This window comes from Streptomyces sp. NPDC050546 (assembly GCF_044457425.1).
Taxonomy (GTDB): domain Bacteria; phylum Actinomycetota; class Actinomycetes; order Streptomycetales; family Streptomycetaceae; genus Streptomyces.
Window position 1 is genome coordinate 116,484 of sequence record NZ_JBITGX010000009.1, and the last position, 24,762, is coordinate 141,245.

At 71.2% G+C, this 24,762-nt stretch carries 23 protein-coding genes; 14 read left to right on the plus strand and 9 right to left on the minus strand.

The features are described from left to right. Positions 1-12: 12 nt before the first annotated feature. From ACIBK5_RS23065 to ACIBK5_RS23080, 4 genes are all read right to left on the minus strand, one after another. Positions 13-1,413, minus strand: coding sequence for an extracellular solute-binding protein (locus ACIBK5_RS23065; RefSeq protein ID WP_399021937.1), 1,401 nt, complete (start codon positions 1,411-1,413; stop codon positions 13-15). A gap of 43 nt (positions 1,414-1,456) precedes the next feature. After that, positions 1,457-4,036, minus strand: a complete 2,580-nt coding sequence (locus ACIBK5_RS23070; RefSeq protein WP_399021938.1) for a substrate-binding domain-containing protein — start codon at positions 4,034-4,036, stop codon at positions 1,457-1,459. Between the two features lie 4 nt (positions 4,037-4,040). Beyond that, positions 4,041-4,394 carry a hypothetical protein gene (locus ACIBK5_RS23075; RefSeq protein ID WP_399021940.1) on the minus strand — a complete coding sequence of 118 codons (354 nt, stop codon included), beginning with the start codon at positions 4,392-4,394 and terminating at the stop codon, positions 4,041-4,043. Between the two features lie 106 nt (positions 4,395-4,500). Further along, positions 4,501-5,562 carry a hypothetical protein gene (locus tag ACIBK5_RS23080; protein WP_399021941.1) on the minus strand — a complete coding sequence of 354 codons (1,062 nt, stop codon included), beginning with the start codon at positions 5,560-5,562 and terminating at the stop codon, positions 4,501-4,503. A gap of 174 nt (positions 5,563-5,736) precedes the next feature. Here ACIBK5_RS23080 and ACIBK5_RS23085 point away from each other — a divergent pair, with 174 nt between their 5' ends. Next, positions 5,737-6,186: a hypothetical protein gene (locus tag ACIBK5_RS23085; protein WP_399021943.1), complete on the plus strand. Its 450-nt coding sequence runs from the start codon at positions 5,737-5,739 to the stop codon at positions 6,184-6,186. A gap of 103 nt (positions 6,187-6,289) precedes the next feature. Then, the gene (locus ACIBK5_RS23090; protein ID WP_399021945.1) at positions 6,290-7,249 is read left to right on the plus strand and encodes a hypothetical protein; all 960 of its coding nucleotides are present in this window, start codon (positions 6,290-6,292) and stop codon (positions 7,247-7,249) included. On the opposite strand, the gene ACIBK5_RS23095 is transcribed toward ACIBK5_RS23090, so the two are convergent. Then, on the minus strand, positions 7,155-8,510 hold the full coding sequence (locus tag ACIBK5_RS23095) for a PLP-dependent aminotransferase family protein (RefSeq protein ID WP_399021947.1): 1,356 nt from the start codon (positions 8,508-8,510) through the stop codon (positions 7,155-7,157). The two genes, ACIBK5_RS23090 and ACIBK5_RS23095, sit on opposite strands and share 95 nt — an antisense overlap. 79 nt (positions 8,511-8,589) lie before the next feature. Here ACIBK5_RS23095 and ACIBK5_RS23100 point away from each other — a divergent pair, with 79 nt between their 5' ends. Both ACIBK5_RS23100 and ACIBK5_RS23105 read left to right on the plus strand, forming a co-directional pair. Further along, positions 8,590-9,417, plus strand: coding sequence for an alpha/beta fold hydrolase (locus ACIBK5_RS23100; RefSeq protein ID WP_399021949.1), 828 nt, complete (start codon positions 8,590-8,592; stop codon positions 9,415-9,417). A 43-nt stretch (positions 9,418-9,460) separates the two neighbouring features. After that, positions 9,461-10,486: an endonuclease/exonuclease/phosphatase family protein gene (locus ACIBK5_RS23105; RefSeq protein WP_399021951.1), complete on the plus strand. Its 1,026-nt coding sequence runs from the start codon at positions 9,461-9,463 to the stop codon at positions 10,484-10,486. Here the strand turns inward: ACIBK5_RS23105 and snpA are convergent. Continuing rightward, positions 10,483-11,142, minus strand: a complete 660-nt coding sequence (gene snpA, locus ACIBK5_RS23110; protein ID WP_399021953.1) for a snapalysin — start codon at positions 11,140-11,142, stop codon at positions 10,483-10,485. The two genes, ACIBK5_RS23105 and snpA, sit on opposite strands and share 4 nt — an antisense overlap. A gap of 171 nt (positions 11,143-11,313) precedes the next feature. On the opposite strand from snpA, the gene ACIBK5_RS23115 reads away from it, so the two are divergent. Beyond that, positions 11,314-12,288, plus strand: a complete 975-nt coding sequence (locus ACIBK5_RS23115) for a LysR family transcriptional regulator (protein WP_399021955.1) — start codon at positions 11,314-11,316, stop codon at positions 12,286-12,288. Positions 12,289-12,309: 21 nt separating this feature from the next. On the opposite strand, the gene ACIBK5_RS23120 is transcribed toward ACIBK5_RS23115, so the two are convergent. After that, the gene (locus tag ACIBK5_RS23120; RefSeq protein WP_399021957.1) at positions 12,310-14,400 is read right to left on the minus strand and encodes a PhoX family protein; all 2,091 of its coding nucleotides are present in this window, start codon (positions 14,398-14,400) and stop codon (positions 12,310-12,312) included. A 280-nt stretch (positions 14,401-14,680) separates the two neighbouring features. On the opposite strand from ACIBK5_RS23120, the gene ACIBK5_RS23125 reads away from it, so the two are divergent. The 5 genes from ACIBK5_RS23125 (at position 14,681) to ACIBK5_RS23145 (ending at position 20,275) form a co-directional block, all read left to right on the plus strand. Further along, positions 14,681-16,639 (plus strand): VWA domain-containing protein, encoded by a 1,959-nt coding sequence (locus ACIBK5_RS23125; protein ID WP_399021959.1) that lies wholly within the window; start codon positions 14,681-14,683, stop codon positions 16,637-16,639. Between the two features lie 109 nt (positions 16,640-16,748). After that, positions 16,749-18,365, plus strand: a complete 1,617-nt coding sequence (gene metG / locus ACIBK5_RS23130) for a methionine--tRNA ligase (protein WP_399021961.1) — start codon at positions 16,749-16,751, stop codon at positions 18,363-18,365. A gap of 138 nt (positions 18,366-18,503) precedes the next feature. Then, positions 18,504-19,433, plus strand: a complete 930-nt coding sequence (locus ACIBK5_RS23135; protein ID WP_399021963.1) for a hypothetical protein — start codon at positions 18,504-18,506, stop codon at positions 19,431-19,433. A gap of 13 nt (positions 19,434-19,446) precedes the next feature. Further along, positions 19,447-19,887: a hypothetical protein gene (locus ACIBK5_RS23140; RefSeq protein ID WP_399021965.1), complete on the plus strand. Its 441-nt coding sequence runs from the start codon at positions 19,447-19,449 to the stop codon at positions 19,885-19,887. 22 nt (positions 19,888-19,909) lie between these two features. Next, positions 19,910-20,275, plus strand: a complete 366-nt coding sequence (locus ACIBK5_RS23145) for a PH domain-containing protein (RefSeq protein WP_399021967.1) — start codon at positions 19,910-19,912, stop codon at positions 20,273-20,275. On the opposite strand, the gene ACIBK5_RS23150 is transcribed toward ACIBK5_RS23145, so the two are convergent. Both ACIBK5_RS23150 and ACIBK5_RS23155 read right to left on the minus strand, forming a co-directional pair. Continuing rightward, a complete protein-coding gene (locus ACIBK5_RS23150) occupies positions 20,272-20,472 on the minus strand; it encodes a DUF397 domain-containing protein (protein WP_399021969.1) in 201 nt (66 codons plus the stop codon). The genes ACIBK5_RS23145 and ACIBK5_RS23150 overlap by 4 nt on opposite strands. After that, on the minus strand, positions 20,469-21,344 hold the full coding sequence (locus tag ACIBK5_RS23155) for a helix-turn-helix domain-containing protein (protein ID WP_399021970.1): 876 nt from the start codon (positions 21,342-21,344) through the stop codon (positions 20,469-20,471). Before ACIBK5_RS23155 ends, ACIBK5_RS23150 begins: the two co-directional genes overlap by 4 nt. Positions 21,345-21,498: 154 nt before the next feature. Here ACIBK5_RS23155 and ACIBK5_RS23160 point away from each other — a divergent pair, with 154 nt between their 5' ends. The 4 genes from ACIBK5_RS23160 (at position 21,499) to ACIBK5_RS23175 (ending at position 24,756) form a co-directional block, all read left to right on the plus strand. Next, complete coding sequence (locus ACIBK5_RS23160; RefSeq protein WP_399021972.1) at positions 21,499-21,930, plus strand: ATP-binding protein; 432 nt, start codon at positions 21,499-21,501, stop codon at positions 21,928-21,930. Between the two features lie 291 nt (positions 21,931-22,221). Beyond that, positions 22,222-23,133, plus strand: a complete 912-nt coding sequence (locus ACIBK5_RS23165; protein ID WP_399021974.1) for a helix-turn-helix domain-containing protein — start codon at positions 22,222-22,224, stop codon at positions 23,131-23,133. A 79-nt stretch (positions 23,134-23,212) separates the two neighbouring features. After that, positions 23,213-24,109 carry a hypothetical protein gene (locus ACIBK5_RS23170; RefSeq protein WP_399021976.1) on the plus strand — a complete coding sequence of 299 codons (897 nt, stop codon included), beginning with the start codon at positions 23,213-23,215 and terminating at the stop codon, positions 24,107-24,109. 143 nt (positions 24,110-24,252) lie between these two features. Next, positions 24,253-24,756 carry a hypothetical protein gene (locus ACIBK5_RS23175; protein WP_399021978.1) on the plus strand — a complete coding sequence of 168 codons (504 nt, stop codon included), beginning with the start codon at positions 24,253-24,255 and terminating at the stop codon, positions 24,754-24,756. Positions 24,757-24,762: the final 6 nt, after the last annotated feature.

The following is a 24,762-nucleotide window of genomic DNA, read 5'->3' on the forward strand; positions in this document are numbered from 1 at the left end:
TTGGGAGGAGATTCAACCGGGTAAAACTTCCCTCAACGCCTCGTCAAGGCTTTTCGCTATCTCCGCGTCACTCGGCGGACTTTGCCCCGCGCCCGGCGGAGGGTCGTACAACGCGTCGAGTTCGGTGATGAGCGTGCGGTTCACCGCGCCGTACAGCGGCGTGACCGGTCGGTGCACGGCCTCGCGGAGGGCCGGGTACAGGATGTCGCGTGAGTAGCTGGTGCCGTCGGTGAACCGGTCGGGGGGCGTGCGGACCGTGCTCTCGCCGGTGGGGGACGCCGAGGGCGACTCGGCGTACGCGGGGGCGTGCCGGCAGTCGGGGGCGGTGCCGGGGTCCTGGTAGGCGGAGGCGCGGGTCGCGGCGAACCCGGCGCGCAGCAGGCAGCGTTCGCTGTCCGGGTCGGTCAGGAACGCGATGAGTTCCTCGGCCTTCGCGGCCCGTTGCCCGGACATGGACGAGGTGACGGCGAGATTCTGGCCGCCGAGCACCGCCTTGCCGGGCAGCCGGGTCACACCGAGCTTGCCCTTGAAGGTCTCGTAGAGGGTGGGATAGACGTACGGCCAGTGCCGCAGGAAGGTGGTGCGGCCCTCCGCGAAGGCGCTCAGCGACTCGGCCTCGCGGGACTGGGAGGCCTCCTTGAGCGTGTAGGGCTTCGCCGTACGCTCGCGCAGTTCGCTCACGCCCGCCGTCAACTGCTGCTCGGTCGCGACGTACTCGCCGTCGCGGTCGGTCAGGTCGAAGTCCGGTACGGCCGAGGCGAACGCCTCGATCGCGTTGACGGTCCGGCCCTCGTACGCGGCGAGCTGGGTGGTCCACCCCGCGTTCCCGTCCTCGGGGTCGACGGCGTCGATCAGATTCCGCAGTTCGTCCCAGGTGACGCCGTCGCTGAGCTCGGTCCGGGAGGCACCGGCCTTTTGCAGGTGGTCCTTGCGGTAGTAGAGCAGACCCGTATCGCTGTTGAAGGGGACCGCGTACCGCTCGCCGTCCCAGTGGGAGGTGCTGTCCACGGAGGGGATGAGGTCCCTGGGAGCTTCCACGGCCGCGTCCGTCAGCGGGCGGATCATGCCGGACTCGGCGAACTCGGGGATCCAGGTCACGTCGAGGTTCACCACGTCGTAGTCGGCGCTGCCGGACTGGAGGGCGCCGAGCAGCTGGCTGCGCTGCTGGTCGGCGGAACCGGGCAGTTCCACCAGACGGGCCTGGTAGCCGTGCCTGCCCTCCTTGGTGTTCCAGGCGTCGATGAGCTGCCGGCGTATGCCGTTCTTGCCGGTGACGTCCTGGCCGCTGGCCACCACGATCCGGGTGGAGGCGTCGGCGCCCTGCGGCTGTTCCCGCCCCTCACCGCCGGTGCAGGAGGCGAGGGCGAGCAGCGACAGCACGGACAGCACGGCGGCGGGCAGGCGGCGGGCCATCAATCCTCCCGTTCCGAGCATCAATCCTCTCCCGTTCCGAGCATCATTCCTCTCCCGTTCCGATGCGGGCGACCTCGTCGTGCAGGGCGGGGACCAGGTCGTCCCCGGCGTCCAGGCAGCGGCCCCGGCCGGCCTCGGCGATGAGGGTGCCGGGGCGGTCGCTGCCGCAGGCGCCGCTGTTCAGGGTCACCATCGCTACGGGTACGCCCGCGGCCCCGGCCCGCTCGATCACCTGGTCAAGCCGGTCGCCGGTCAGTCGGGTGTCGTCCTCGCCGTCGGTGAGGTACACGATCAACTGCGGCCTCTCGTCGCCTTCGCCGCGCTCCCGCATGAACGTCAGGGCGGCCGGCAGGGCGGCGGACGGATCGGCCTCCGCGTCCCGCACCCTGGTTTTGCCGAGGTCCTGCTCGGCGTCCTCGCGGGCGTGTGTGCCGAAGGGCAGCACCTCGGTGTGCGTACGGCCCTCCAGCCCGTGCACGGCCCAGATCCCGTACTCGTCCTCCCCGCCGAGCCCGGGCAGGGTCTGCTTCAGGATGCCGGGGGCGCCGCTGGGGCCGTCCCACAGACCGGCCATCGAGCCGGAGCTGTCGAGCAGGAAGAGGACCCGGCCGGGCCCGTGCGCGTTGCCGTACCGCTCCAGCGCCGTGTCCAGCCGGGCCGCGTCGGCGGAGTCCGCCGGGCGGACGGTGCCGGTCAGCCCGGCGGGGGCCGACTCGGCGTCGAGCAGCGCGCGGTCACCGCGCGCGGACCTGAAGCCCTGCTCGCCGAGCACCGCCCGGCCCTCCGCACCGGTCAGCCAGGTGCGGAAGCGGTTCGCCTCGTCGTCGCGGGCGTTCGCGTCCAGGTCGCCGTGATCCCAGCGCACCCGCACGAACGTCGGTTCCAGACCGGGCACGTCGTCGGGGTAGGCGGCGGTGCGCGGGACGCGGGTGGCCGGGTGGCAGCCGACCCCGCTCCTGAGCAGGAACTCCGGGACCAGGGCCGCGCCGCGGTCGTCCACGGCGTCGTCGTCGGGCAGCGTGCAGAGCAGTGAGACGGCCGAGGGCTCGGGCCGCCCGGGCCGGGTGATGAGCCGCTCGGCACCGCGCACGTCGTCCCCGTCGCCGTACAGGCCCACGGTCGCCAGCAGGGCCGAGCCGCTGAAGCCGGGGTCGGGGCGGTGCACTTCGGCGGCGCCGGGCAGTCCTTCCAGCGCGTCGACCAGCTCCGGCAGCGACCGCCCGGTGGGCTTCCCGAGCGGGCCGGCGAGGCCCTGCGGCACGGCCAGCACGACCGGCGAGTACGCGAACGGCTCGGCTTCCGGCTCCAGCCGGGCGAAGACCCGGTCCTCCTGCGCGGCGGTGACGCGGCCGACGTCGGCGCCGGTCGCGGGGATCCACACGTCCGGCTGGGGGCCGATGTCCCGCTGCGGGTTGTCGTCCTCGCGCGGCTGCTGCCAGGCGTCGGTCCGTTCGCCCAGCGCGCTCACCACGGCGGCGGCACCGGCGCTGTAGACGGTGACGCCGCCGCGCCGGCAGCCGTCGTCCGTGGTGTTCGTGTCCGAGGCGAAGTAGGCGTCCGCGGCGGCCTGCATCGCCGGTTCCAGATCGGGGTCGGTCAGCACGCGCAGCTCCAGGGACGGTGCGCAGGTCCCGGAATCCCCGATGAGGGCGAGGATCCCGAAGCCGCCGGCACCGGTGGCGAGCAGGGCCAGCAGGACGGTGAGCAGGGTCCTGCCGAGCCGGTCGGCGACGGCCCGGACCATGTCGGCCGCCGCCCGCCTGAGCTGCCGTAACCGGCTCGGGCGGACCGGGGGGCCGGGCCTGGGCGGCGGGGGAGGTGGCGGCGGATCCGGAGGCCCGGGCATCGGGGCGGGCGAAGGCACCGGGCGCGCCGCCAGCAGGATGTCCGCGTCCGGGTCCCACGGCGGGGCCAGTGCCTGCGGTATCTGCGGGTCGTCCTCCTCCGCCCGGTAACCCGCCTCGTCCATCCGCTGCTTCAGCGTGGGATACAGCTCGGAGAGCCACACCTCCCCGTCCTCGTCGAGGACTTGCGCCAGCTCGCGGGTGAACGGCGTCGCGACGCCGGCGTCCCCGCCCAGGATGCAGCGGTTGGGCTGGACGCTCATCAGGAGGAGGACCTTCTCCTTGTTCCCCTCCGGATCGCCGAAGCGGTGCCAGATCCCCGCGGCGTGGCCCGCGTAGCAGCAGTCCAGGATCACCAGCACCTTCTCGGCGCGGCTCTCCGCGACGCAGATCTCGCCGAGCACCTGGGCGAAACTCACCGCCCCGGGCAGCTCGCCCGCGACCACCTGCGCGGTGCGCATCTGGAGGTGCAGCTCGCCGCCGGACGTGTTCACGACGGCATGCCCGGCGAAGTAGAGCAGCAGCAGGCCCTCGGCCTCGCGCACGGCGCCGCGCAGCTCGCCTCTGAAGTCCTCCTCGGACGGGGAGGCCAGCACCCTGACCTCACCCGCGCCGAACACCCCGCTCCGGTTCAGGGCGTGCTGAAGTGTCTTCCGGTTGTGTCGCACGGCGGGGAGCTGGCCGGTCACGCCCTGCGGATCCGGCGCTGTGTGGTCGTACTCGGACACGCCGACGAGCAGCGCCCGGTTCACTCGGCCGCGCGGGTCGAAGCGGCTCACCGGGCTACTCCCCGTCGGGGCCCAGCGGACGGATCTCCGAATCGGGTTCGCCGCCCTGGAGCCTGCGGCGGTTGTTCTTCCAGGTCTTCACCGCGCGGTTGGTGTACTCGGTCAGCGCCACGACCGTCGCGACGTCACCGAGCAGTTGGAGGACGAGCTCGATGTCGGGCCCCAGACGCCCCTTGGGCGCGTCCGTGCTGGTCCGTTCCTCGATCCGCAGCTGCCCGGCGGAGAGCAACTGCTCCAGCGGCTCGTCCCGTTCCAGCCATGCCCGCAGGGCTCTGACATCGTCCCCGGTCGCGCCGACACCCAGCCGGACGCGTACGCCTAAGACAGCCACTTCGTCCCCCTCTGTCATACCCGACATCATGACACCGGGTCAGGCCGGCGGGCAGACCTTTGACGCGAACCGTGCATGCGATCGCACGCCCTTTTCACGCCACGCGCACCCGGCGCGCGGGTACTCAGCCCTGGGTCTGGAGCTGGCGCAGCTGCCGCTGGACGTGGTCGAGCGCCCCCTCGCGCCGCCCGGGCACCCGCCCCCGCAACGCGGCGAGTCCGGCCCCCAGGTCGCGTGCCTGCGCGGAGTCGGCTATCTGGCCCCACTGGTGGTGGGCCCGGTCGACGGCCGACTCGACGGCGGGCGCGTCCACCGCCTGCCCGGCGTTCAGCCGGGCGGTGGCCACCGCCAGCCAGGTGCGGCAGCTGCGGGCCGCGTCCCCGGCGAACATCGCCAGGTCGGCCCGGACCTCGGCCCAGTGCAGGGCCTCTTCGGAGGCGGGTCCGTGCGCGGCCACGGCGGCCTGCTCGTGCCGGGCGGCGAGCGCGTCGGCGTCCTGGTGCCGGCCGGCCTGGACGGCGGCGGTGATGGCGGTGTGCGGGTCGCCGCTCACCGGCCCCCGCGCGCTGAGCACGATGTCCCGGCCGGCGCTCTCCTGCGCGATCCGGGCCAGCGCCTGCTGGTGGAGCTGCTCCGGCGGCGGGCGGAACCCGCTGCGCAGGATCGTCGCCACGGCCTTCATGTACGCCGGTGCCGCGACCGTGCGCCGGGACGGCGGTGGTGCGATGCGCCCGTGGACGGCGGTGCCGCGGCCCGAGTCCAGGGGGGTGCCGCGCAGCAGTTCCCAGGTCTCGGCGTCCGCGTGCAGGTCGAGCACGAGCGTGGTCGCCCCGGCGGGTCTGAGCCGCAGTTCCTCCCGGAACCAGTGCCAGGGGAAGGCCGTGTAGCGCACGGTCGGGGCGGTGGTGCGGGCCAGCGCGAGATGCGGCAGGCGCTGCTTGCGGTCGAGCTGGAGCTGCCCGGTGACGTACACGGTGAGCGGGCCGGGGGCCGTGGCGGCGGCGCGGAGCCGGGTGAGGACGGCCTGCGGATCCAGCGGGTCGGCGAGTTCGACGACGTTCGCGGTGTCCGTGCCGGACAGCACGGCGGGCGGCACGGCGGCGAGGACGGGGAGCACGGAGGCGGCGTCCACCAGGCGCCCCTTGCCCAGCGGCGAGGCCGCCAGCAGCAGCACGGTTCCGGGCATCTCTTCCCCTCCCCCGGTCGATCAGGTACGGCAGCACCGTAACCTCTGCGGCTGCAAACGGGGCCCTGAGCGCCGTAAACCTCCGCTTTCGAGGGGCTTCGCCCGCCGACTTGCCAGCGGCTGCCCGGCGGTGTGCCCTGGTAGGCAGGGGCAGGGAGAGAGAGGAGCACTCTCATGGCTCACGCGGCACCCGCCTCACGCAAGGTGGCCAGGGAACTCACGCAGCGTCGTACACCCGACGTCTTCAGCGCGCGGACCCACGCGATGGCCAAGATCTGGGTCCCCGTCGCCCTCGGGCTCGTCTACGGCTACTGGGCCGCCGCCAACCGGCGCTACGGCGGGCCCATCACCGGCTGGAACCTGCTGTTCGGCTTTGTCACCGCGCTCGTGTTCGCCGTGCTGCTGGCCGCCGTGTGGCAACTCGGCCCGAGGCTGCGACGCGAACAGCACGCGGCGCTCTGGTTCGTCTTCACGGGCTGCGCGACCGGCTTCCTCATCAGCCAGTCCGGCCTGTCCGTGCTGTGGTCCATGTGGCTGGGCATGGCGGTCGGGGCGGGCGTCCTGCTGATCATGTTCTACCGCTACTACACGCACGAGGACGCCACGGGCCATCGCATCGGCTGACCGGGTCCGGGCGGCCCGTGGGTGCGCTCGTTCGGCTTGACATGTGAGGCCGATTGCAGTCACACCGCGCGCGGAGCGGGCCGGTGGCGGCTTGCCTGGAGGAGTGCCCGAGCGCGACCGGGCGCCCCTACCCGAGAAGGCGCCCCCACGACTGCGGAACGCCCTGTCGGCCGTTCTGCTGGCCCTCGCGTGCCTGCTCGTGCCGTTCGGGGCGCTCGCGTCCTGGGCGGCGCACGGGCTGACCGACACCGGCCGCTACGTCGCCACGATGGCGCCGCTCGCCGCCGACCCGGACGTGCAGCGCGCGGTCGCGGACGCCGTCGGGGACGGCATCATGCGGGAGGCCGGGCACGAGCTCGACACCGGCTCCCTGCGCGGCGCGGTCGGGCCCTTCGTGCACGACGCGGCGCGTTCCTTCACCCGTACCGAGGCGTTCCGCGCCGCCTGGGACGCGGCGAACCAGGCCCTGCACGCCGCCGTGCTGCACGCCCTGCGCGACGACGGGACGCACGCGGCCGCCGTCACCGTCGACCTCGCCCCGGTCGTCGCCCGGGTCAAACGCCAACTCGCCGACGACAACGTGTCGTTCGCCCACCGCATCCCGGTCACCCACGCCCGGGTCCCGGTGCTCCCGGCCGGGGACGTGGACCGACTGCGCAGGGGATACGACGTGCTGGACACCGCCGCCTTCTGGCTGCCGCTCACCGCCGCCGTCCTGGCCGTCGCCGGGATCGCCGTCGCCGCCTGCCGCCGCCGTGCGGTCACCGCCCTCGGCCTCGGCACGGCCCTGGGCGGCGGGCTGCTGGTCCTCGCCGTGGCGATCGGCCGCCGCCTCACCCTCGCCGACCTGCCCGACGCGCTCCACCGCCCGGCGGCGGGCGCGGTCTACGACGCCCTCACGACCACCCTGCGCACCGTGTCCTGGCTGCTGCTCGCCCTCGGCCTGACGGTGGCCCTCGCCTCCTGGCTCACCGGCCGCTGCCTCGCCGCGCGGCGACGCGAGCCAGCGTCCGCAACGCCCGCCGCAGATCCCCCTCCGGAGCCGACGCGAGCCCGAGTCTGACGGCGTCGGGGGTGTGGCCGGGGGCCACGGCGAAGGCGGGGCCGGGTGTGACGGCGATGCCGTGCGCCGCTGCGGCCGCCGTGAAGGTGTCGGCGCGCCACGGGGCGGGCAGCTCCCACCAGGCGAAGTAGGCGCGCGGGTCGGACCGTACGGCGAAGCCGGCGAGTTCCTCGGCGAGGATCCGCTGCCGCCGCGCCGCGTCCGCACGCTTGGCCTCCACCAGCCGCGCCACCGTCCCCTCCGCGGCCCAGCGCACCGCCGCCTCCAGCGCGAACCGCGCCGCGCTCCAGCCCCCCGACCGCACGGCGTCGGCCACGGCTGAGACCCGCTGCGGCGGCACGACGAGGAACCCGACGGTGAGCCCGGGGGCGACCCGCTTGGAGAGCCCGTCGACGACATGGGCCAGGGCCGGGGCATGGGCGGCGAGGGGATCACCGGCCCCGTGCCGCTCGTCCGGCCCGTGCAGGAAGGACCAGATGCGGTCCTCCACGATCGGGAGGTTCAAGTGGTGGATCAGCTGGGCGAGTTGCAGCCGCCGTGTCCGGCTCGTCGTCCGGGACGTCGGATTGTGCAGCGTCGGCTGCACGTACAGCGCGGACAGCGGTGCCGTGCGGTGCGCGGCCGCGACGGCCTCCGGGAGCAGCCCGGCCGGGTCACCGGCCAGCGGCACCAGGGTGATGCCCAGCCGGGCCGCGATCTCCTTGACCAGCGGATATGTCAGCTGCTCCACGCCCACCCGGCCGCCCGGCCGGACCAGGGAGGCCAGCACGGCGGCGATGGCCTGGCGGGCGTTCCCGGTGAACAGCAGCCGGTCCGGGGCAGGGCGCCAGCCGGGCGTGGTGAGGAGGGCGGCCGCGGCCTCCCGGGCTTCCGGGGTGCCGGTGGCGGCGGCCGGCAGCAGGGCCTCGGCCAGCACGTCCGGGCGCAGCAGCGGCGCGAGGACGGGGGCGAGCAGCTCCGGCTGGCCGGGCGCGCTGGGGTAGTTGAGCTCCAGGTTGACGGGGACGCCGGCCGGCCCGGGCTCGGCGAGCGCCTGCCCCACCGGTCCCGTCGGCCCGGCCCGTACGAAGGTGCCGCGCCCCACCTCTCCGACGACCAGCCCGCGCCGGACGAGTTCGCTGTACACCCGGCCGGCCGTCGACGGCGCGATCCCGCGGCGCCGCGCGAACGCCCGCTGCGGCGGCAGCCGTTGGCCGGGCCGGAGCCGTCCGGTGGCGATGTCGTCGGCGATCCTGTCGGCGATTCGCCGGTAGTCACCCATCGGTCGGCCTCCCCCTTGGATTGCACCGAGAGCAAAGATCTTATTGCACCGAGTAATGGGGCGGCCTAGGGTCGTCCCCATGGCACCCTTCCTCGCATACGAGGACAAAGGCCCCGCGATCGCCCGGCAGCCGCTTGTCCCCAAGGTTCCCCTGGTTCTCGTCCACGGCCACCCCTTCGACCGCACGATGTGGGCACCGCAGCTCGAGACGTTCTCGGCGGACCGCCGGGTCATCGCCCCCGACCTGCGCGGCTACGGCGCCTCTCCGGTCACCCCCGCCCTCACGGACTTCTCCGGATTCGCCCGGGACATCGAGGCCCTGCTGGACGAGCTGAAGGTGGAGTCGTTCGTCCTGGCGGGCCTGTCGATGGGCGGCCAGATCGCGATGGACTGCTACCGCCTGTTCCCGGAGCGGGTCAGCGGCCTGGTCCTCGCGGACACCTTCCCCTCGGCGGAGACCCCGGAGGGGGTCCGCACCCGCGACGCCATGGCGGACCGTCTCCTGGCGGAGGGCATGCGCGGCTACGCCGACGAGGTCCTGGAGCGGATGGTCGCCCCCTACGCCCCCGACGGGGTCAAGGCCCACGTCCACCGGATGATGACCGCCACCGCCCCCGAGGGCGCCGCCGCCGCCCTGCGTGCCCGCGCCCGGCGCCCCGGCTACGACGACCTGCTGCCCCGTGTCTCCGTCCCGGCCCTGGTCGTCGTGGGAGCGGACGATTCCTTCACACCGGTCTCCGACGCCCTGGCCATGCACACGGCCCTCCCGGACTCGGCGCTGCACATCATCGACGGCGCGGCCCACATGCCGAACCTGGAACGCCCGGACGTGTTCGACCGGGCGCTGGGGGAATTCCTGGCCCGCGTCGACGCTCGGCAACCTTCCTCCGCCGCACCCCGTCCTTGAGAGAGGATGCGGGCGTACCACCGCGCGAACGGAAGGCCGGCCTGTGAACACCGCCGCTGCCGAGTGGACCGACACGGACGACGGGCCTGAGGACCGCCCGCCCGGGCGGGGGTTCGGCGCGGGGTTCGCCTTCCTGCTGCTCGCGGGTGTGAGCGTGGTCGTGGGCTTCCGGACCGCCGACAGCGACGGCATCACACCCGTCCCGCAGCTGCTCGCCTTCCTCCCCTGGCTGCTCGCGCCCACCGGCCTGGCGCTGCTGCTCACCCTGCGCTCCCGCTGGTGGCTGGGAACGGTCTGGGGAGTCGCCGTGCTCGGCCTGCTGGCCTGGTTCATCGAGCCGTACGGCAAGGTCGACGACCCCGCGGGCCCTCCGGTCGCCGAACTGCGTGTGCTGACCTCGAACGTCGAGTTCGGGCAGGGCACCGGCTCCCTGGTCGCCGCCGTCCGCCGCGAGAAACCGGACGTCATCTTCGTCCAGGAGTGCGACTACGAGTGTGACGCACGGCTGAAGAAGGACCTCTCCCAGGACTACCCGCACCGCAGTGCCGTCGAGGGCGGCGGCTCCGAGGGCTCCGTCATCCTCAGCCGCTTCACACTCCGGCCCACCGACGGGGTCCCCGGCACCATGGGCATGCCCGGGGCGGTCGCCGACGTCGACGGGCACGCCGTACGGCTCCAGCTCGCCCACCCCATGCCCCCGCTGCCCAGGCAGGTGGACCTCTGGAAGCGGGAGCTCGGGGCCGTACGCGCCGCCGCCGTCACCGACCGCGGCACCCCGCTCGTCCTGGCCGGCGACTTCAACGCCTCCCAGGACCACGCCGCGTTCCGCCGCATCCTCGACACCGGCCTGCGCGACGCCTCCCGCCTGGACGGCGCCGACCGCACGGCCACCTGGCCGGCCCTGACCGCCCCGACGCTCGGCGCCCAGATCGACCATGTGCTGGTGTCGCGGGACTTCGCGGCCCGCGACACCCGCGTCCTTGACCTGGCCGGCACGGACCACCGGTCGGTGGTCACCGACCTGACGCTGCACCAGCGCCCCGGGTCCGATGAGCCCGGTGAGTCCTAACGTCCGGACTTCTCCAGGGCCTTGTCCATCGCCGCCGCGAAGCCGTTGGCCCACAGCTGGTTCACCCGGGCCCGCTCACGGGCGTCCGGGTTGGCGTTGGTGCAGGACGTGCCGGGCCCGCCACCGGACATCAGCTCGCTGCACGGGCCCGAGTAGTGGTCGGGCAGACCGAGGACGTGACCGGTCTCGTGGGCGGTGACCCGCGTGGAGTCGTACTGCTGGTTCTGCCGGTAGTCGAGGAAGATGTACCCGCTGCCGTGGCCGTCGGTGGAGGCGTACGAGCCACGGGAGTCATTGCCCTCCCGATAGCTGAAGTCGGCGGAGGACGCGGACCCCGACTGGAGTCTCACGTTCGACACCGAGCTGTTCCATATCTGGGTGCTGCGCGCTATCTGGGAGCTGAACGTCGGCGCGCGGGACGCGTCGTAGACGACGGTGACGGCCGCGGTGGCACTCGGGTTGGCGGCACGCTTCTCGGCGACGGACTTCAGCACGGCCTGGAAGAAGGCCTTACTGGCGTCCGAGTCGGCCGACTTCGCGAGATACCCGGCGTGGGTGGTCTCGACGGGGGCAGCAGCGGCGGGAACGGTGGTACCGAAGCCGACCGTCGCGAGGCCGAGGCCGAGAACCGCCAGGGCGGACATGGACTTTCGCATGGAGACTCCTTGGTGGGGGTGAGTCGTCACCGGTGAGTCTCGATGCCTGTGCGGCGCCTGTGATGATGGCAACCGGGGATAGGACAGGGTTATTGGCTGCCCAATTCACCTGCTTTAGCGGTGAATTATGTGGCTGGTTATAGCGGCGGTTCCGCCTTAGCCTCACAGAGCATGGAGCTCGAGGTGAGGCACCTCCGCGCGCTGTGCGCCATAGCCGACACCGGCAGTCTGCACCGCGCCGCCCGGCACCTGGGCGTTGCCCAGCCGTCGTTGAGCACACAACTGCGCCGCATCGAGCAGGAGCTGGGCGGTCCGCTGTTCCTGCGCGCCCACACCGGCTGCCGCCCCACCCCGCTCGGCCGGCTGGTCCTGAGCCGCGCCCGTCCGCTGCTGACCGAGATGCATCTGCTGGTGGTCGAGGCGAGGGCGGCGGCGGCCGGCGGCACCGAGCTCCGCGTCGGCTCGACGGCGAGCAAGGCCCTGGCGGGCTGGCTGCGCCGGCTGCGCGCCCACGGCCAGAACCCCACCCTCCATATGAACGTCTCCGCGAACGCCCTGCTCCGCATGGTCGTGGACGGCCAGCTCGACGTCGCCTTCGTGCACGAGGTGGAGGGCTGCCCGCTGCGGATCCCCGCCGAACTCCGGCTGCGCGTCCTGGTCGAACGCGAGCCGCAGTGCGTGTCACTGCCCGTCGACCATCCGGCGGCCGGAAAGCCCGAGGTCGACCTGCGCGACCTGGCCGGCGACCGCTGGATGATCGACCCGACGGTCGACGGCGAATGGGACGCCGTCCAGCGGATGTTCCGGGCCGCCGACGTCAGCCCCCACGTGCTGCACGGCGACTACCACACGGCCGACGCCCTGGTCGCGACCGGCGAGGTGGTCACCGTGTGCCAGCCGACCCGCACCCCCCGCCCCGACATGGCGGTACGCCGCATCAAGGGCGACCCCCTCGGCGTACGGCTGCTCGTCGCGGCTCGTACGGAGACGGCCCTGGCCGGCGTCTGCCCCGCGCTGGAGGAGGCGTACGGGGAGGTGGCGCGGCAGGCACCGGCGTACCGGGAATGGCGGGACCGGGAGTGGCGGGACGAGAGGCGGGCGGAACCCGACGGCCCTCACAGACCGCCGAGCCCGGCCCTGCCCTGATGCTCTCGAACGTACGGCGGCTCAGACGCCGATGTCGCAGCCGTCCGCGCGCCACACGGCCACGACCGCCGGCCGGACGTACTTCCCGGGCCCGTCGGGCCAGGTGCTGGCCGGCTTCTCCACGCTCGCCCCGTCGATCTCGCCCGGGTGCTGCACGGCGACGAGGACGCGCCGGTCCTGGATGATCGGCCCGCAGGTCTCGGCGCCCTTCGGCACGGTCAGGAACTGCTTCAGCTCACCGCGCCGCTCACCCCGGGTCGCCACACCGAACAGGCCGTCGTGCGAGCCGAGCTGGGCGCCGTCGGTGGACAGCCACAGGTTGCCGTAGGGGTCGAAGGCGACGTTGTCCGGGCAGGAGATGGGGCTGACGCCGTCCTTCGGGAACCCGGCGAAGTACGTCGCCGGGTCGTCCGGGTCACCGGCGACCAGGAACAGCGACCAGGCGAACTTCGTGCTCTCCGGCCGGTTCCAGCGCTCGGTGAGCTCCAGCACGTGCCCGTGCTTGTTGGCGTGGCGCGGGTTGGCCTCGTCCGCCTTGGCGTTGGAGCCGACCCCGCGGTTGGAGTTGTTCGTCAGGGCGACGTACACCTTGCCGGTCACCGGGTTGGGCTCGATGTCCTCGGGCCGGTCCATCTTGGTGGCGCCCACCTTGTCACCGGCGAGCCGTGTGAAGACGAACACCTCCTCCGCGGTCATCCCGTCCACGTGCGAGACGGCGCCCTTCGCGGTGGCGGTGGCCAGCGGGATCCACCGCCCGCTCCCGTCGAACTCCCCGTCGTTCGGCAGCTTGCCCGTGCCGTCGATCTCGATGGCGGGGGAGTCACCGGTGAGCTTGGCGACGTACAGCGTCCCCTCGTCGAGCAGCGAGAGGTTGTGCTCACGGACAGCCCGGGAGGTGCCGTGCCTCATCCGCTTGCTGCCGACGAACTTGTAGAAGTAGTCGAACCGCTCGTCGTCACCGGTGTAGACGACGGGCCGCCCGTCCTGCGTGAGCCGCACGGTCGCGGCCTCGTGCTTGAACCGCCCGAGCGCGGTGTGCTTGCGGGGCGTCGACTCCGGGTCGTACGGGTCGAACTCGACGACATACCCGAACCGGTGCACCTCGTTGGGCTCCTGGGCGACATCGAACCGCTTGTCGAACCGCTCCCACTTCCGCTCGCTGGCCCCGGTCCCGATCCCGTACCGCTTGTCGGTGTCCCGGCTCGCGTTGGCGAAGTACTGGTTGAAGTTCTCCTCGCCGTGCAGGGTCGTGCCCCACGGGGTGACACCGCCCGAGCAGTTGTTGAGGGTGCCGAACACCTTGGTGCCGGCCGGGTCCGCGGAGGTCCGCACGAGCTTCGACCCGGCGACGGGCCCGGTCAGCCGGAACTCGGTGGTGGCGGTGACGCGCCGGTTGAGCTGATGCCGGGACACGGCGGTCAGCTTGCCCGTCCTCCGGTCCCCCTCCACGACCACGGCGGACAGCCCGTGCGCGGCCCAGGCGATCTCGGCCTGCTCACGGGTGGGGTTGGCGGCGTCGTACCCCCGGAACATCAGAATCTCATCGGTGTACTCATGATTGGCGACGAGCAGCTGCCGGTTCCGCTCCCCGGGCAGCGGCAGCAGGGCGAGGAAGTCGCAGTTGTACCCGAACTGCCCGGCCTGCGCCTTGGCGGTCTGCTTCTCCGGGTCGAAGGCGGGCGCCCCGCGCAGGATGGGCTCGCCCCAGCGGATCACGACGTTCTGCCCGTACCCCTCCGGCACGGTCACGGCGTCGGTGGTGTTGGGCGCGACGGGCGCGAAGCGCAGCCCGCGCGCGCCCTTGTGTTTACGCCGGGCGGCCGCGGCGGCGTCCGCCGCGGACACCGATGCCGGTGCCGCACCGGCGGGCTGCGCCTGCCCGACCCCCACGGCCCCCGCACCCGCGGCGGCCACGGTCACCACGGCCGCGGCCCGCATCATCGACCGGCGGCTGAGGGCGCCCGCGATCACATCACCGACGTACTCGTTGGAGCTGGTGTTGGGCACCTCGTGGAAGCAGGCGTCACCACACCGGAAACGACAGGTCATGGCGGACCGGCCGCCAGGGTGCGAACCGGACGGCGTTCCGATCAACGGCAGCAGCTTTCGCACTTTGCTCTCTCCTTGGATGCCCTTGGTGTCAGCGTGACCGTAGGAGCACATATGTGCGGGAGCCGGGCGCCTGGATGAACGGGGGGTGAACCTGTGGCAGCCGTACGGCAGTTGTGGTGATTCAGCAGGGCGTCATGTCGGCAGGCCGGATGTTCCCCTTGACAGAGGGGGCCTCGCACACCCGACCCTGCCCAAGATCACACAGGCGGGCCGCTAACCTTACGTGTCCGTCCTGGCCAGGGATTGACGGGCTTCAACTCACGCGAAGGGTTGCGCGCACATGGGCATTCTCACTCTCTTGCGGAACGCGTTCGGACGGTCACGCAAGTCACGGACCGCCGAGGCGGAGGGTGCGGCGCGGCCGACGACGACCACGGAGGAACCGACGGCAACGCCGTCGCACGACACCTCGACCCCCCAGGTCCAGGTCCCCGCCCAGGAGCCCCCCACCGCTTCCGGCGAACGCCACACCCCCTCCCCCACGGCAAACGTCCCCGAACCCCGCACGTCCTCCCCGGACGAACACGACCTGGTCTCAGCGGCCTTCGACAACGTCGCAGCGGTCCCCCGCCCGACCCGCTCCACGGAGACGGACGAGCCGGAAACGGCGGGGGTCGCCGAGGAGCCGACGGTCGCTGTCGAGGAGCCGACGGCGGTCGCCGAGAAGTCGACGACGGCTGTCGAGGAGCCGGCGGGGGTCGTCGAAGAGCCGACCACGGCTGTCGAGGAGCCGACGGTCGCGGAGAAGGCCGGGGTCGTGGAGGCACCGGCGGCCGCGGAGGAGCTGGCGGTTACGGAGGAGCCCGAGGTCGCCGGGGAGCCGGCGGTGGCCGAGGAGCCGGCGGTCGCGGAGAAGGCGGCTGTCGTCGAGGAGGCGGCGGTCGCGGAGGAGCCCGAGGTCGCCGAGGAGACGGTCGCTGCGGAGGCCGAGGCGAAGACGACGGTCGTCGAGGAGACGGCAGTCGTCGAGGAGCCCGAGGGCACCGAGAAGCCGGTCGCCGCGGAGGACCCGGCTGCTGCCGATGAGGCGGGAGCCGCAGCGCCGGCCACTGCCGAGACGCCGGCCGCTGCCGAGCCCGAGACGACGGCCCCGGAAGAGGCGAAGCCGGAGGCGAGCGAAGAGGCCGAGACCGTTACCGACGAGGCCGAGGCCATTACCGAGGCCAAGCCCGAGACCGACGCCGACACCCAGGTCGCCGTCGAGCCCGAGGCGGTGTCCGACGCGAAGACGGAGGACAAGCCCGAGCCTGCCACGGCACAGCCGGAGCCGGAACTGAAGCCGGAGCCGGAAGCGGAGCCGAAGCCGGAGGCGGAAACGGAGCCGAAGGCGGAAGCGGAGGCGCCCGCACAGCCGAAGGCGGAAGCGGAGGCGACCGCACAGCCGGAGGCCGACGCACCCGCAGCCGCACCCGCCGACGGCGAATCCGCCCCACAGGGGCCACCCGCACCCGACAACGAGAGCCGCACGGGTGGTGCGGGTGGGAACAACACGGCCGAAGGCGAAACCGAGACCGAGGCCGAGACCGAGGCCGAGACCGAGACCGAGGACAAGGCCGACACCCCCAAGCCCGCCCTCACCCTCACCCAGCTGAAGACCCACGCCCCCACCCTGGCCACCGCCTACAAGGCCGCCACCACCACCCTCAAGGCGAACAACCTCACCGGCACCCGCGCCAAGGTCTACCTCGTCCTCGACCGCTCCGCCTCCATGCGCCCGTACTACAAGGACGGCTCCGCCCAGGCCCTCGCCGAGCAGACCCTCGCCCTCGCCGCCCACCTCGACCCCGAGGCCACGGTCCAGGTCGTCTTCTTCTCCACCGAACTCGACGGAACCGGCGAGATCACCCTCACCGACCACGAGAACAAGATCGACACCCTGCACGCCGGCCTCGGCCGCATGGGCCGCACCAGCTACCACGCCGCAGTCGAAGCAGTCCTCGCCCACCACGGCAAGGAAGCGACGGCAACCGCAACCGACACCCCGGCCCTGGTGATCTTCCAGACGGACGGCGCCCCCGACGCCAAGACCCCCGCCACCCAGTCCCTCACCGACGCGGCCAAGTCCCACCCCACCGTCTTCTTCTCCTTCGTCGCCTTCGGCGACCCGGAGAACAAGGCCTTCGACTACCTCCGCAAGCTCAAGACCCCCAACACGTCCCACTTCCTCGCCGGCGAAACCCCCCGCGAGCTCACGGACAAGGAGCTCTACGAGGGCGTCCTGGCGAACTGGCGCCCGTAGCCGCGGCGCGACACAGCATGCCCCTCGGGGGGTGGACAGGAAGGAAGCCCCTGTCCACCCCCCGAAACACGTGTGAGTCGATCTTCGACGGACCAGTAGGATTTCGACCATGGCGGCCACTGGATCCGAGAAGCAGGGGGCGAAGGCGTACTACGTCTCGACCCCCATTTACTACGTCAACGACGCTCCTCACCTGGGCCACGCCTACACGACCGTCGCAGGCGACGTGCTCACCCGCTGGCACCGTCAGCGCGGCGAGAAGGTGTGGTACCTCACCGGCACGGACGAGCACGGTCAGAAGATCATGCGCACCGCGGAGGCGAACGACGTCAGCCCGCAGCAGTGGGCGGACAAGCTGGTCGAGGAGGCGTGGAAGCCTCTCTGGGAGCACCTGGAGATCGCGAACGACGACTTCATCCGCACCACGCAGAAGCGGCACACGGACCGCGTCCAGGAGTTCGTCCAGGACCTGTACGACAAGGACGAGATCTACAAGGGCGGCTACGAAGGCCCGTACTGCGTGGGCTGCGAGGAGTACAAGCTCCCCGGCGAGCTCCTCGACGGCGAGGGCGAATACGCAGGTCAGAAGCTCTGCCCGATCCACAAGAAGCCCGTGGAGAGCCTCAGCGAGGAGAACTACTTCTTCAAGCTGAGCGAGTACGGCGACAAGCTCCTCGCCCACTACGAGGCGAACCCCGGCTTCATCCAGCCCGAGTCCGCGCGCAACGAGGTCGTGAACTTCGTACGCCAGGGCCTGCAGGACCTCTCGATCTCCCGTTCCACGTTCGACTGGGGCGTCCCGGTCCCGTGGGACGACAAGCACGTGATCTACGTGTGGGTCGACGCCCTGCTGAACTACGCCACGGCGGTCGGCTACAACGAGAACCAGAAGAAGTTCGAGGAGACGTTCCCGGCCGACGTCCACCTGGTCGGCAAGGACATCCTCCGCTTCCACGCGGTGATCTGGCCGGCGATGCTGATGGCACAGGGACTCCCCCTGCCCGGCAAGATCGCGGCCAACGGCTGGCTGATGGTCGGCGGCGAGAAGATGTCGAAGTCGAACCTGACCGGCATCAAGCCGCAGGACCTGACCTCGCACTTCGGTGTGGACGCGTACCGCTGGTACTTCCTGCGCGCGATCGCGTTCGGCCAGGACGGCTCCTTCTCGTGGGAGGACTTCTCCGCCCGCTACACCAGCGAGCTGGCGAACGACTACGGCAACCTGGCGTCCCGCGTAGCGGCGATGGTCGGCAAGTACTTCGGCGGCGTACTGCCGGAGTCCACGGCCGACGGCGAGGCGGAGAAGGCGGTCCACGAGGGCCTGGCGAAGGCGGTCACGGAGGCGGACCGCCGGATCGGCGAGGACCTGGACTTCCAGGGCGGCATCCTGGCGATCTTCGACTTCGTCAAGCAGGTCAACGGCTACATCACGGAGCAGGAGCCGTGGAAGGTGGCCAAGGACACGTCGGACGAGGGCAAGGCCCGCCTGGCCACCATCCTCTACACCGCCGCCGAGTCCCTCCGAGCCATCGCGGTCCTGCTCAACCCGGTCATGCCCGAGACGTCGCAGAAGCTCTGGGACTCGCTCGGCGCGGAGGCCTCCCTCGGTGCCCTCGCCGACCAGACGATCGGCGAGACCGGCGAGTGGGGCAGGCTCCCGGCCGGCACGACGGTCACGAAGGGCGCGGTGCTCTTCCCGCGCCTGGAGGAGAAGCCGACGGCGTAACCCTCGACCCGATACGGCAACGCGCCCCGCCCCCGGTTCTCACCGGGAGCGGGGCGCGAACGTTTCTCCGGCCCTCGAAGGAGTGAACGCCTTCCATCCGCCGGAAATACGGCCTCTTGCCCCTCTTACATAGCCCACATGGTCACATCAGCCCATGAAGGCATGCACCGGATCTTCCAGGAGCGGCCTGAGATCCTTTCCCCGGTCTTCGGGGTGCTGGGCATCGCGTTCCCCGAGAAGGCAGCCGTCTACGCGATCGGCACCGACGTGACGGAAGCCAAACCCCTGGCGCGCCACATCGACACCGTGTTGCGCATCGGCCCGTCCGACGGGGAGGACTTCCTACTCGCTGTCGAGGCACAGCAGAGAAGGGACACCAAGAAGGAATCGAGCTGGCCCTACTACATCTCCTACCTCCAGGCGAAGTACGGCCTGCCGGTTCTCCTCCTCGTCGTCTGCCGCGACCGGGCCACGACCAAGTGGGCGACCGGTCCCTTCTCCTGTGGCACGCGTGGCTGGACCGCCCAGATGACGTACCCCTTGGTCGTCGGACCGGACAACCTCCCAGTGATCACCGATCCGAGAACCGCGGCGGAGAAGCCGGCCATGGCCGTGTTCTCCGCTCTGGCTCACGCCAACAGCCCCCACATCGACGCCATACTGGACGCACTGGGCCGTGCCCTCGCAGGGATGGACTGGAACGCCGCCAGCTACTTCTTTCAGTTTCTCGACTCGGCGTTGGGGGACACCCCCGCCGGAGACAAATGGAGGGACATCGTGACGTTCGTCAACTACTTCCCCGGCCGGGGCACGGTGATGGAGAAGGCCTACCTCGAGGGCGAAGCCGAGGGCGAAGCCAAGGGGGAAGCCAGAGGCGAAGCCAAGGCCATCCTCCGCTTCCTCGAAGCACGGGGCGTCTCCGTCCCCCAGGAGGCCCGGGACCGCATCGCCGGCTGCACCGACCTCGACGTCCTCAACCGCTGGCTGGACCGGACACCCCACGTGGAGAGCGTCGACGAACTCTTCGTCGAGGACGCGGGGCCCGCGGCGGACCGGACCGAGACCTGACCACGGGGCGATCATGATCGACGATTCGGACACCACACCCGAACTACACGACTTGCTCCGGTTCACCCTGACGTCCATGGGCTTGGGCATCCCGCCGGAGCGAGTGGTCGGCGACTTCCGTTCCGGGCTGGAGAAACTGAGACAGCAAGGCTCTATCTCGCTCCAGGACATGGCCCGCATCCGGGCCAGGGTGGACAAGCGGCCCGATGATGAACACGAGGACGAGGAATGGGTCAGGGGGTACGCCGCCGGATACACGGCGGCGTGGGCCGCAGCAGTCTTGCGGCTCCTGGAGATGCGTGACATCGCGGCACCCAAGGAGGTCTTCCGCCCCCTCCACCTGTGTCCGGACCCGGACACCCTCACTCGCTGTCTCGACCGCGCCATCATGGTGAACACACCGGAGGAACTGTTCACCCCGGAGCCCGACCACACCCAGCCGACCGCTCCCTGAGCGGCACACGAGGGAGAGACCGATGGCACTGTTCGGCAACGCGCACACCGTGGACCCGCAATCCGCCCAGCAGGACTACGCCCGCCTCCTCGGCCACGGCGAGCAGGTCCACGCCGCGTTCCTGCTGATCCGCGACACCATCCTCTTCACCGACCGCCGCCTGATCCTGATCGACAAGCAGGGCATCACCGGCAAGAAGGTCGAATACCACTCCGTCCCCTACCGCAGCATCACCCACTTCGCGGTCGAGACGGCCGGCACGTTCGACCTGGACGCCGAACTGAAGATCTGGATCTCCGGCACCCCGGCCCCCATCGAGAAGACCTTCACAAAGGGCGTCGACATCTACGAGGTCCAGGCGATCCTGACTCAGTTCGTGGCGCGCTAACGGCTTTCCGCGGCGTAGGGCACGAAGTCCGCCCACGCCTTGGGCGTGAGCGCCAACCGGGGGCCCTCGACACTCTTGGAGTCGCGGACATGCATGGTGCCGGGGGTGACGGCAAGCTCCACGCAGGAGTTGCCGTCGTTTCCGCTGCTGTAGCTGCTCTTGAACCACGCCAGCTCGGCAGTGCTTTTGCGGATCATGTCTCTCCCAGCAGTTGCTCGATGAAGGCCAGCGACTCCCGTGGCGAGAGCGCCTGAGCCCGGATGGTGCCATACCGCAGCTCAAGGATGCGCAGGTGTTTGGGATCGGAGGTGGGCCGCCCGTTGAACGCACCATCGGAGCGTCCCACAGCGGAACCGTCCACGAACTTCAGCAGTTCGATCTTGCCGTCCATACCGGAGTGGGTCTCGCAGTTCAACGGCATCACCTGAAGAACGGCATTGTGCAGCCCGCCCACCTCCAACAGACGTTCGAGCTGCTGACGCCACACCATTGTGCCCCCGATGGGACGGCGCAGAGCCGCCTCTTCCAGGACGAAGCTGAGCGCAGGGGCGGGGGTACGTTCGTAAATCGACGCGCGAGCCACGCGCGCGGCCACCATGCGCTCCACCTCGTCAGGTGAGTAAGGAGGTTGCATGGCCTCGAACAGCGCCCTCGCATGGCCTGCGACCTGCAAGAGACCGTTGATGCCGTTGCTTTCGTAGATGCCGACCTCTACTGCCTGCGACTCCAACTTGGCCAGTTCCCGAACCTTCTTCGGATACCGGACCTTATTCACGTCCTCCCAAGCCGCCGCTACGAGCCCACCCGCTCCCAACACCTCGTCGGACTTGTCCAGGTACTCCTGGCGGGGAATCCGCTTCCCGCCCTCGACCTTGTAGACGAGGTCCTCCCCGTACCCGACCGCCACCGCGAAGTCGGCGACCCGCAGCCCCACCGCCTCCCGCCGCAGCCTCAACTGCCGCCCTACCGTCGCGAGAACGGCCACGCCCCACTCGTCGTCCGGGTCCACCTCCCACCCCGGCTCGTCCGCCTCGGTCCGGAGCCGTACCGCCTCGCCGTCCACCGACATACCGCACCCCTCTGCCGTACCGCCGTGCCGTAACGCCCCTACCCGTAGGCCTGTCTCCGACGGTCCGGACAACGGCCGACAAGCCTCGGACAGTCACCCTACGTATCAGCACTGTCACTGTTCACAGTAAGCACGCGCCGTCACGCTCAGTGACGTGAACCAGGAAAAGTCCACCCAACTTCTCTCGCCCACCGACCACTTCAGCGTTCTGCTGTCGTCCACGCCACGCGGCGCCCGACTCGCCCGGCTCCTCGCCACGGACTGGATGCGCACCCGCGGCCTGCCTCACCGCGTCGCCGAGGCCGCCGAGCACCTCGTCGCCGAACTCGCCGCGAACGCCGCCACCCACGGACGCCTCCCCGGACGCGACTTCCGCCTCGTGCTCCTGAGCGCCCCGGCGACCCTCCGCATCGAGGTCACGGACACCCGCGCTGACGACCTCCCCCGCAACCGCCCGCCAACCCCCGACGCAGAGTCCGGACGCGGCCTCCTCCTCGTCGAGGCCCTCGCCGATCGCTGGGGCGTGCAGCTCGGGCCGGTACCCCGCAAAACCGTATGGGCAGTACTCGACCTACCGCGCACCTGACCAGCGGAAACAACACACGCACCGGAACCTCACCGCCTGCGCTCCGGTGCCACGGGCGATCACCCCCAAGAAACACGAGAGGGAAAGAAACCGCACCAAGCCCCACCTCTCCCGCCCACGGCACACGCTCACTCGCCCGAGTGAACATCACCAACTGAGCTGGATTCGCGGCAGGTTGCCTGCCCTACGCTCAGCTCAGCTCAGCACAACACCCCGAAAACGCAACGGCCCTCGCAGGGACTGGCATCCCAGTGCGAGGGCCTGACCACCAAGGAAGCAGCAACCTTCCCGATGGACACCCAAAACCCTAGCGTGCGCCCGCACACCCAGTCCCGAAACAGCGGGAAAAACCACCCCTCCAGGCCCGCCCGCGCGAAGGGGCACCCCGGCGGGGTCATCCACGACAACACCCGCCACACCACCCGCTTCACGGTGGTCGGCAACCACCTCACCCAGCACCCGGACCTGTCGCTGCTGGCGATCGGACTGGCCTGCCACATCCAGTCGCTGCCCACCGGCGCAGCCATCGACATCAAGACCCTCGCCGCCCGCTTCCCCGAGGGCACGAACCGGATCTCCGCCGCCCTGCGGGAGCTGGAGAGCCACGGCTACCTGCGCCGCACCCGGCAGCGCACACCGGCCGGACGGATCGTCACACGCACCGTCTCGTGCAACCAGCCGGGCAGCCGACGCGACGCCACATCCGAAACGATCGAGGCAGCGCCCCGGCCCACGGCCCGCCGAGCGGCCACCGCCCCGCAGCGGGAACCGGCACGCCGCCGCACCCTGCCCCCCGTGCCGAAACCCGCATACGCCTCCCCCGCCCTGCTCCTGACAGCCACCGAGATCCTGGCCGGCCTCCGCCGCACGGACCCCCGCCTGCTGCTCTCCGCCACCGACGCCGAACACCTCGCCCCCGGTGTGGTCGCCTGGCTGGAACGGGACCTGACCCCCACCGCCGTACGCCGCGCCCTGACCACCGACCTGCCACCGGAGCCCCTGCGCCGCCCCGCCGCCCTCCTGGCCCACCGCCTCACCGCCGAGCTCCCGCCCCTGCCGCCGTTCCGCACCCCCGAGCCACCCCCGCCCGTCCGGCACCCACTCCGCAACTGCGACACCTGCGACCGCGGCTATCGCGGCCCCGACCCCCGCACCTGCCGGGACTGCGGCGAACTCCGGCAACCGAAGCCCACGGCCGCCTGACGAGTCGGCCACGACCCGGCGCCGCTGAAGATCGGCGCCCTTTCCCTTCCTTGTCACCTCCCCCTTCAGAGGACTCCGCATGGTCAGCTCGCCCCACGAGGCGATGCACCGCATCTTCCAGCAGTATCCGGGCCTCTTCTCCGGGGTGTCCGAGGTCCTCGGCATCGATGTCCCCCCGCCCACCTCGGTCACCGTCCTACCCAACGACCTCACCGAGGCCAGCCCCGTCGAACGCCGCGTGGACACTCTCCTGCGGCTGGACACGGAGGACGGTGAACCGCTGCTCCTCGCGATCGAGGCCCAGGGCGGGAAGGACCCCGACAAGCCCGCCAACTGGGCGTACTACGCCTCGTACCTGCTCACGAAGTACCGGCTGCAGCCACTGCTGCTGGTCGTCTGCCAGGACCGCGCCACGGCGGAATGGGCCGCGCGCGAGGTCAGCTTCGGCCCTCGCCAGTGGCCCCTGCTGACCCTGCGGCCACTCGTCGCCGGACCGCACAACATGCCGGTGATCACCGACCCGGCCCAAGTCCGCAAGGACCTCGCCCTCGCCACGCTGTGCGCGATCACCCACGCCAGGCATCCGGACGCCGGGGTCATACTGAAATCGATGACGACCGTTCTGCGGGACACACCGCGGAGCATCGCCGACCCGATCATCGAACTCATCGCACAAGGCCTGGGCAAGCACCCGGCCGCACGACTGTGGAGGAAACTGGTGGCCGTGGACCTCTCCTTTTACAAGTCACCCCTCTCCGAGGAAATCCGCGACGAGGGCCGAGCAGAGGGCCGAGCCGAAGGCGTGGCCCGACGCGCCGCCGAGGACGTCCTGGACATCCTGGACGTGCGCGGCATCGACGTCCCCGACGCAGTCCGGGACCGCATCACCGGCTGCGGCGACCCCGAGATCCTGCGCCACTGGCACCGGCGTGCCGTGACAGCCCCGGCGGCCGAAGAGATCTTCCTCGACGAGTAGCCCGTGGTCACTCCCCCGTGCTCCCGTCCGCGGCCGCTGCCGCGGCTGTCGCGGCAGCCGGCCATGTCCGGCTGACCCGATTACCGGGTGGGCGAACGGGTTTGGGGTATACCTTCGCTGACGGCGAGTCAGGCGGGGGGGCGATGAGAGAGCCGGGGGAACCGGGGGAACCGGGGGAAGAGCAGCCGGAAACGGTCGCCGTCCGCAACGAGTTCGCGCTGGAACGCTACCGGTACGTGCTGCAGCAGATTCATGCCGTGAACGAGAACGCCCACCGGTTCCTCGCCATCTATCAGACCCTCGCCACAGCCCTCGTCACCGCGGCGCTCGCCCTCTTCGTCGGCTACCGCAAGTGGGACTTGGGGGCGGCCACCGCCCGAGGCGGAGTGATCGGCCTGCTGACGCTGGTCACCATGGTCGCCGCCTTCACCGGCACACTGATCGTGGTGGGGGCACTCGCCTGGCTCGACTACCGCAACGAGGAGTGCGACATCACCGACGAGGTCGTCGGGCCCGGCTTTCGTAAGCGCCCTCGCCCCGGCAACTTCCTGCGCTGGTACGAGACATACGTCCTGCTCTTCATTCTCGTGTCGGTGATCACCATGTGGGTGCTCGCCGCGTCCTTCCTCCTGCCCTCGATGAGGTGATCTCGC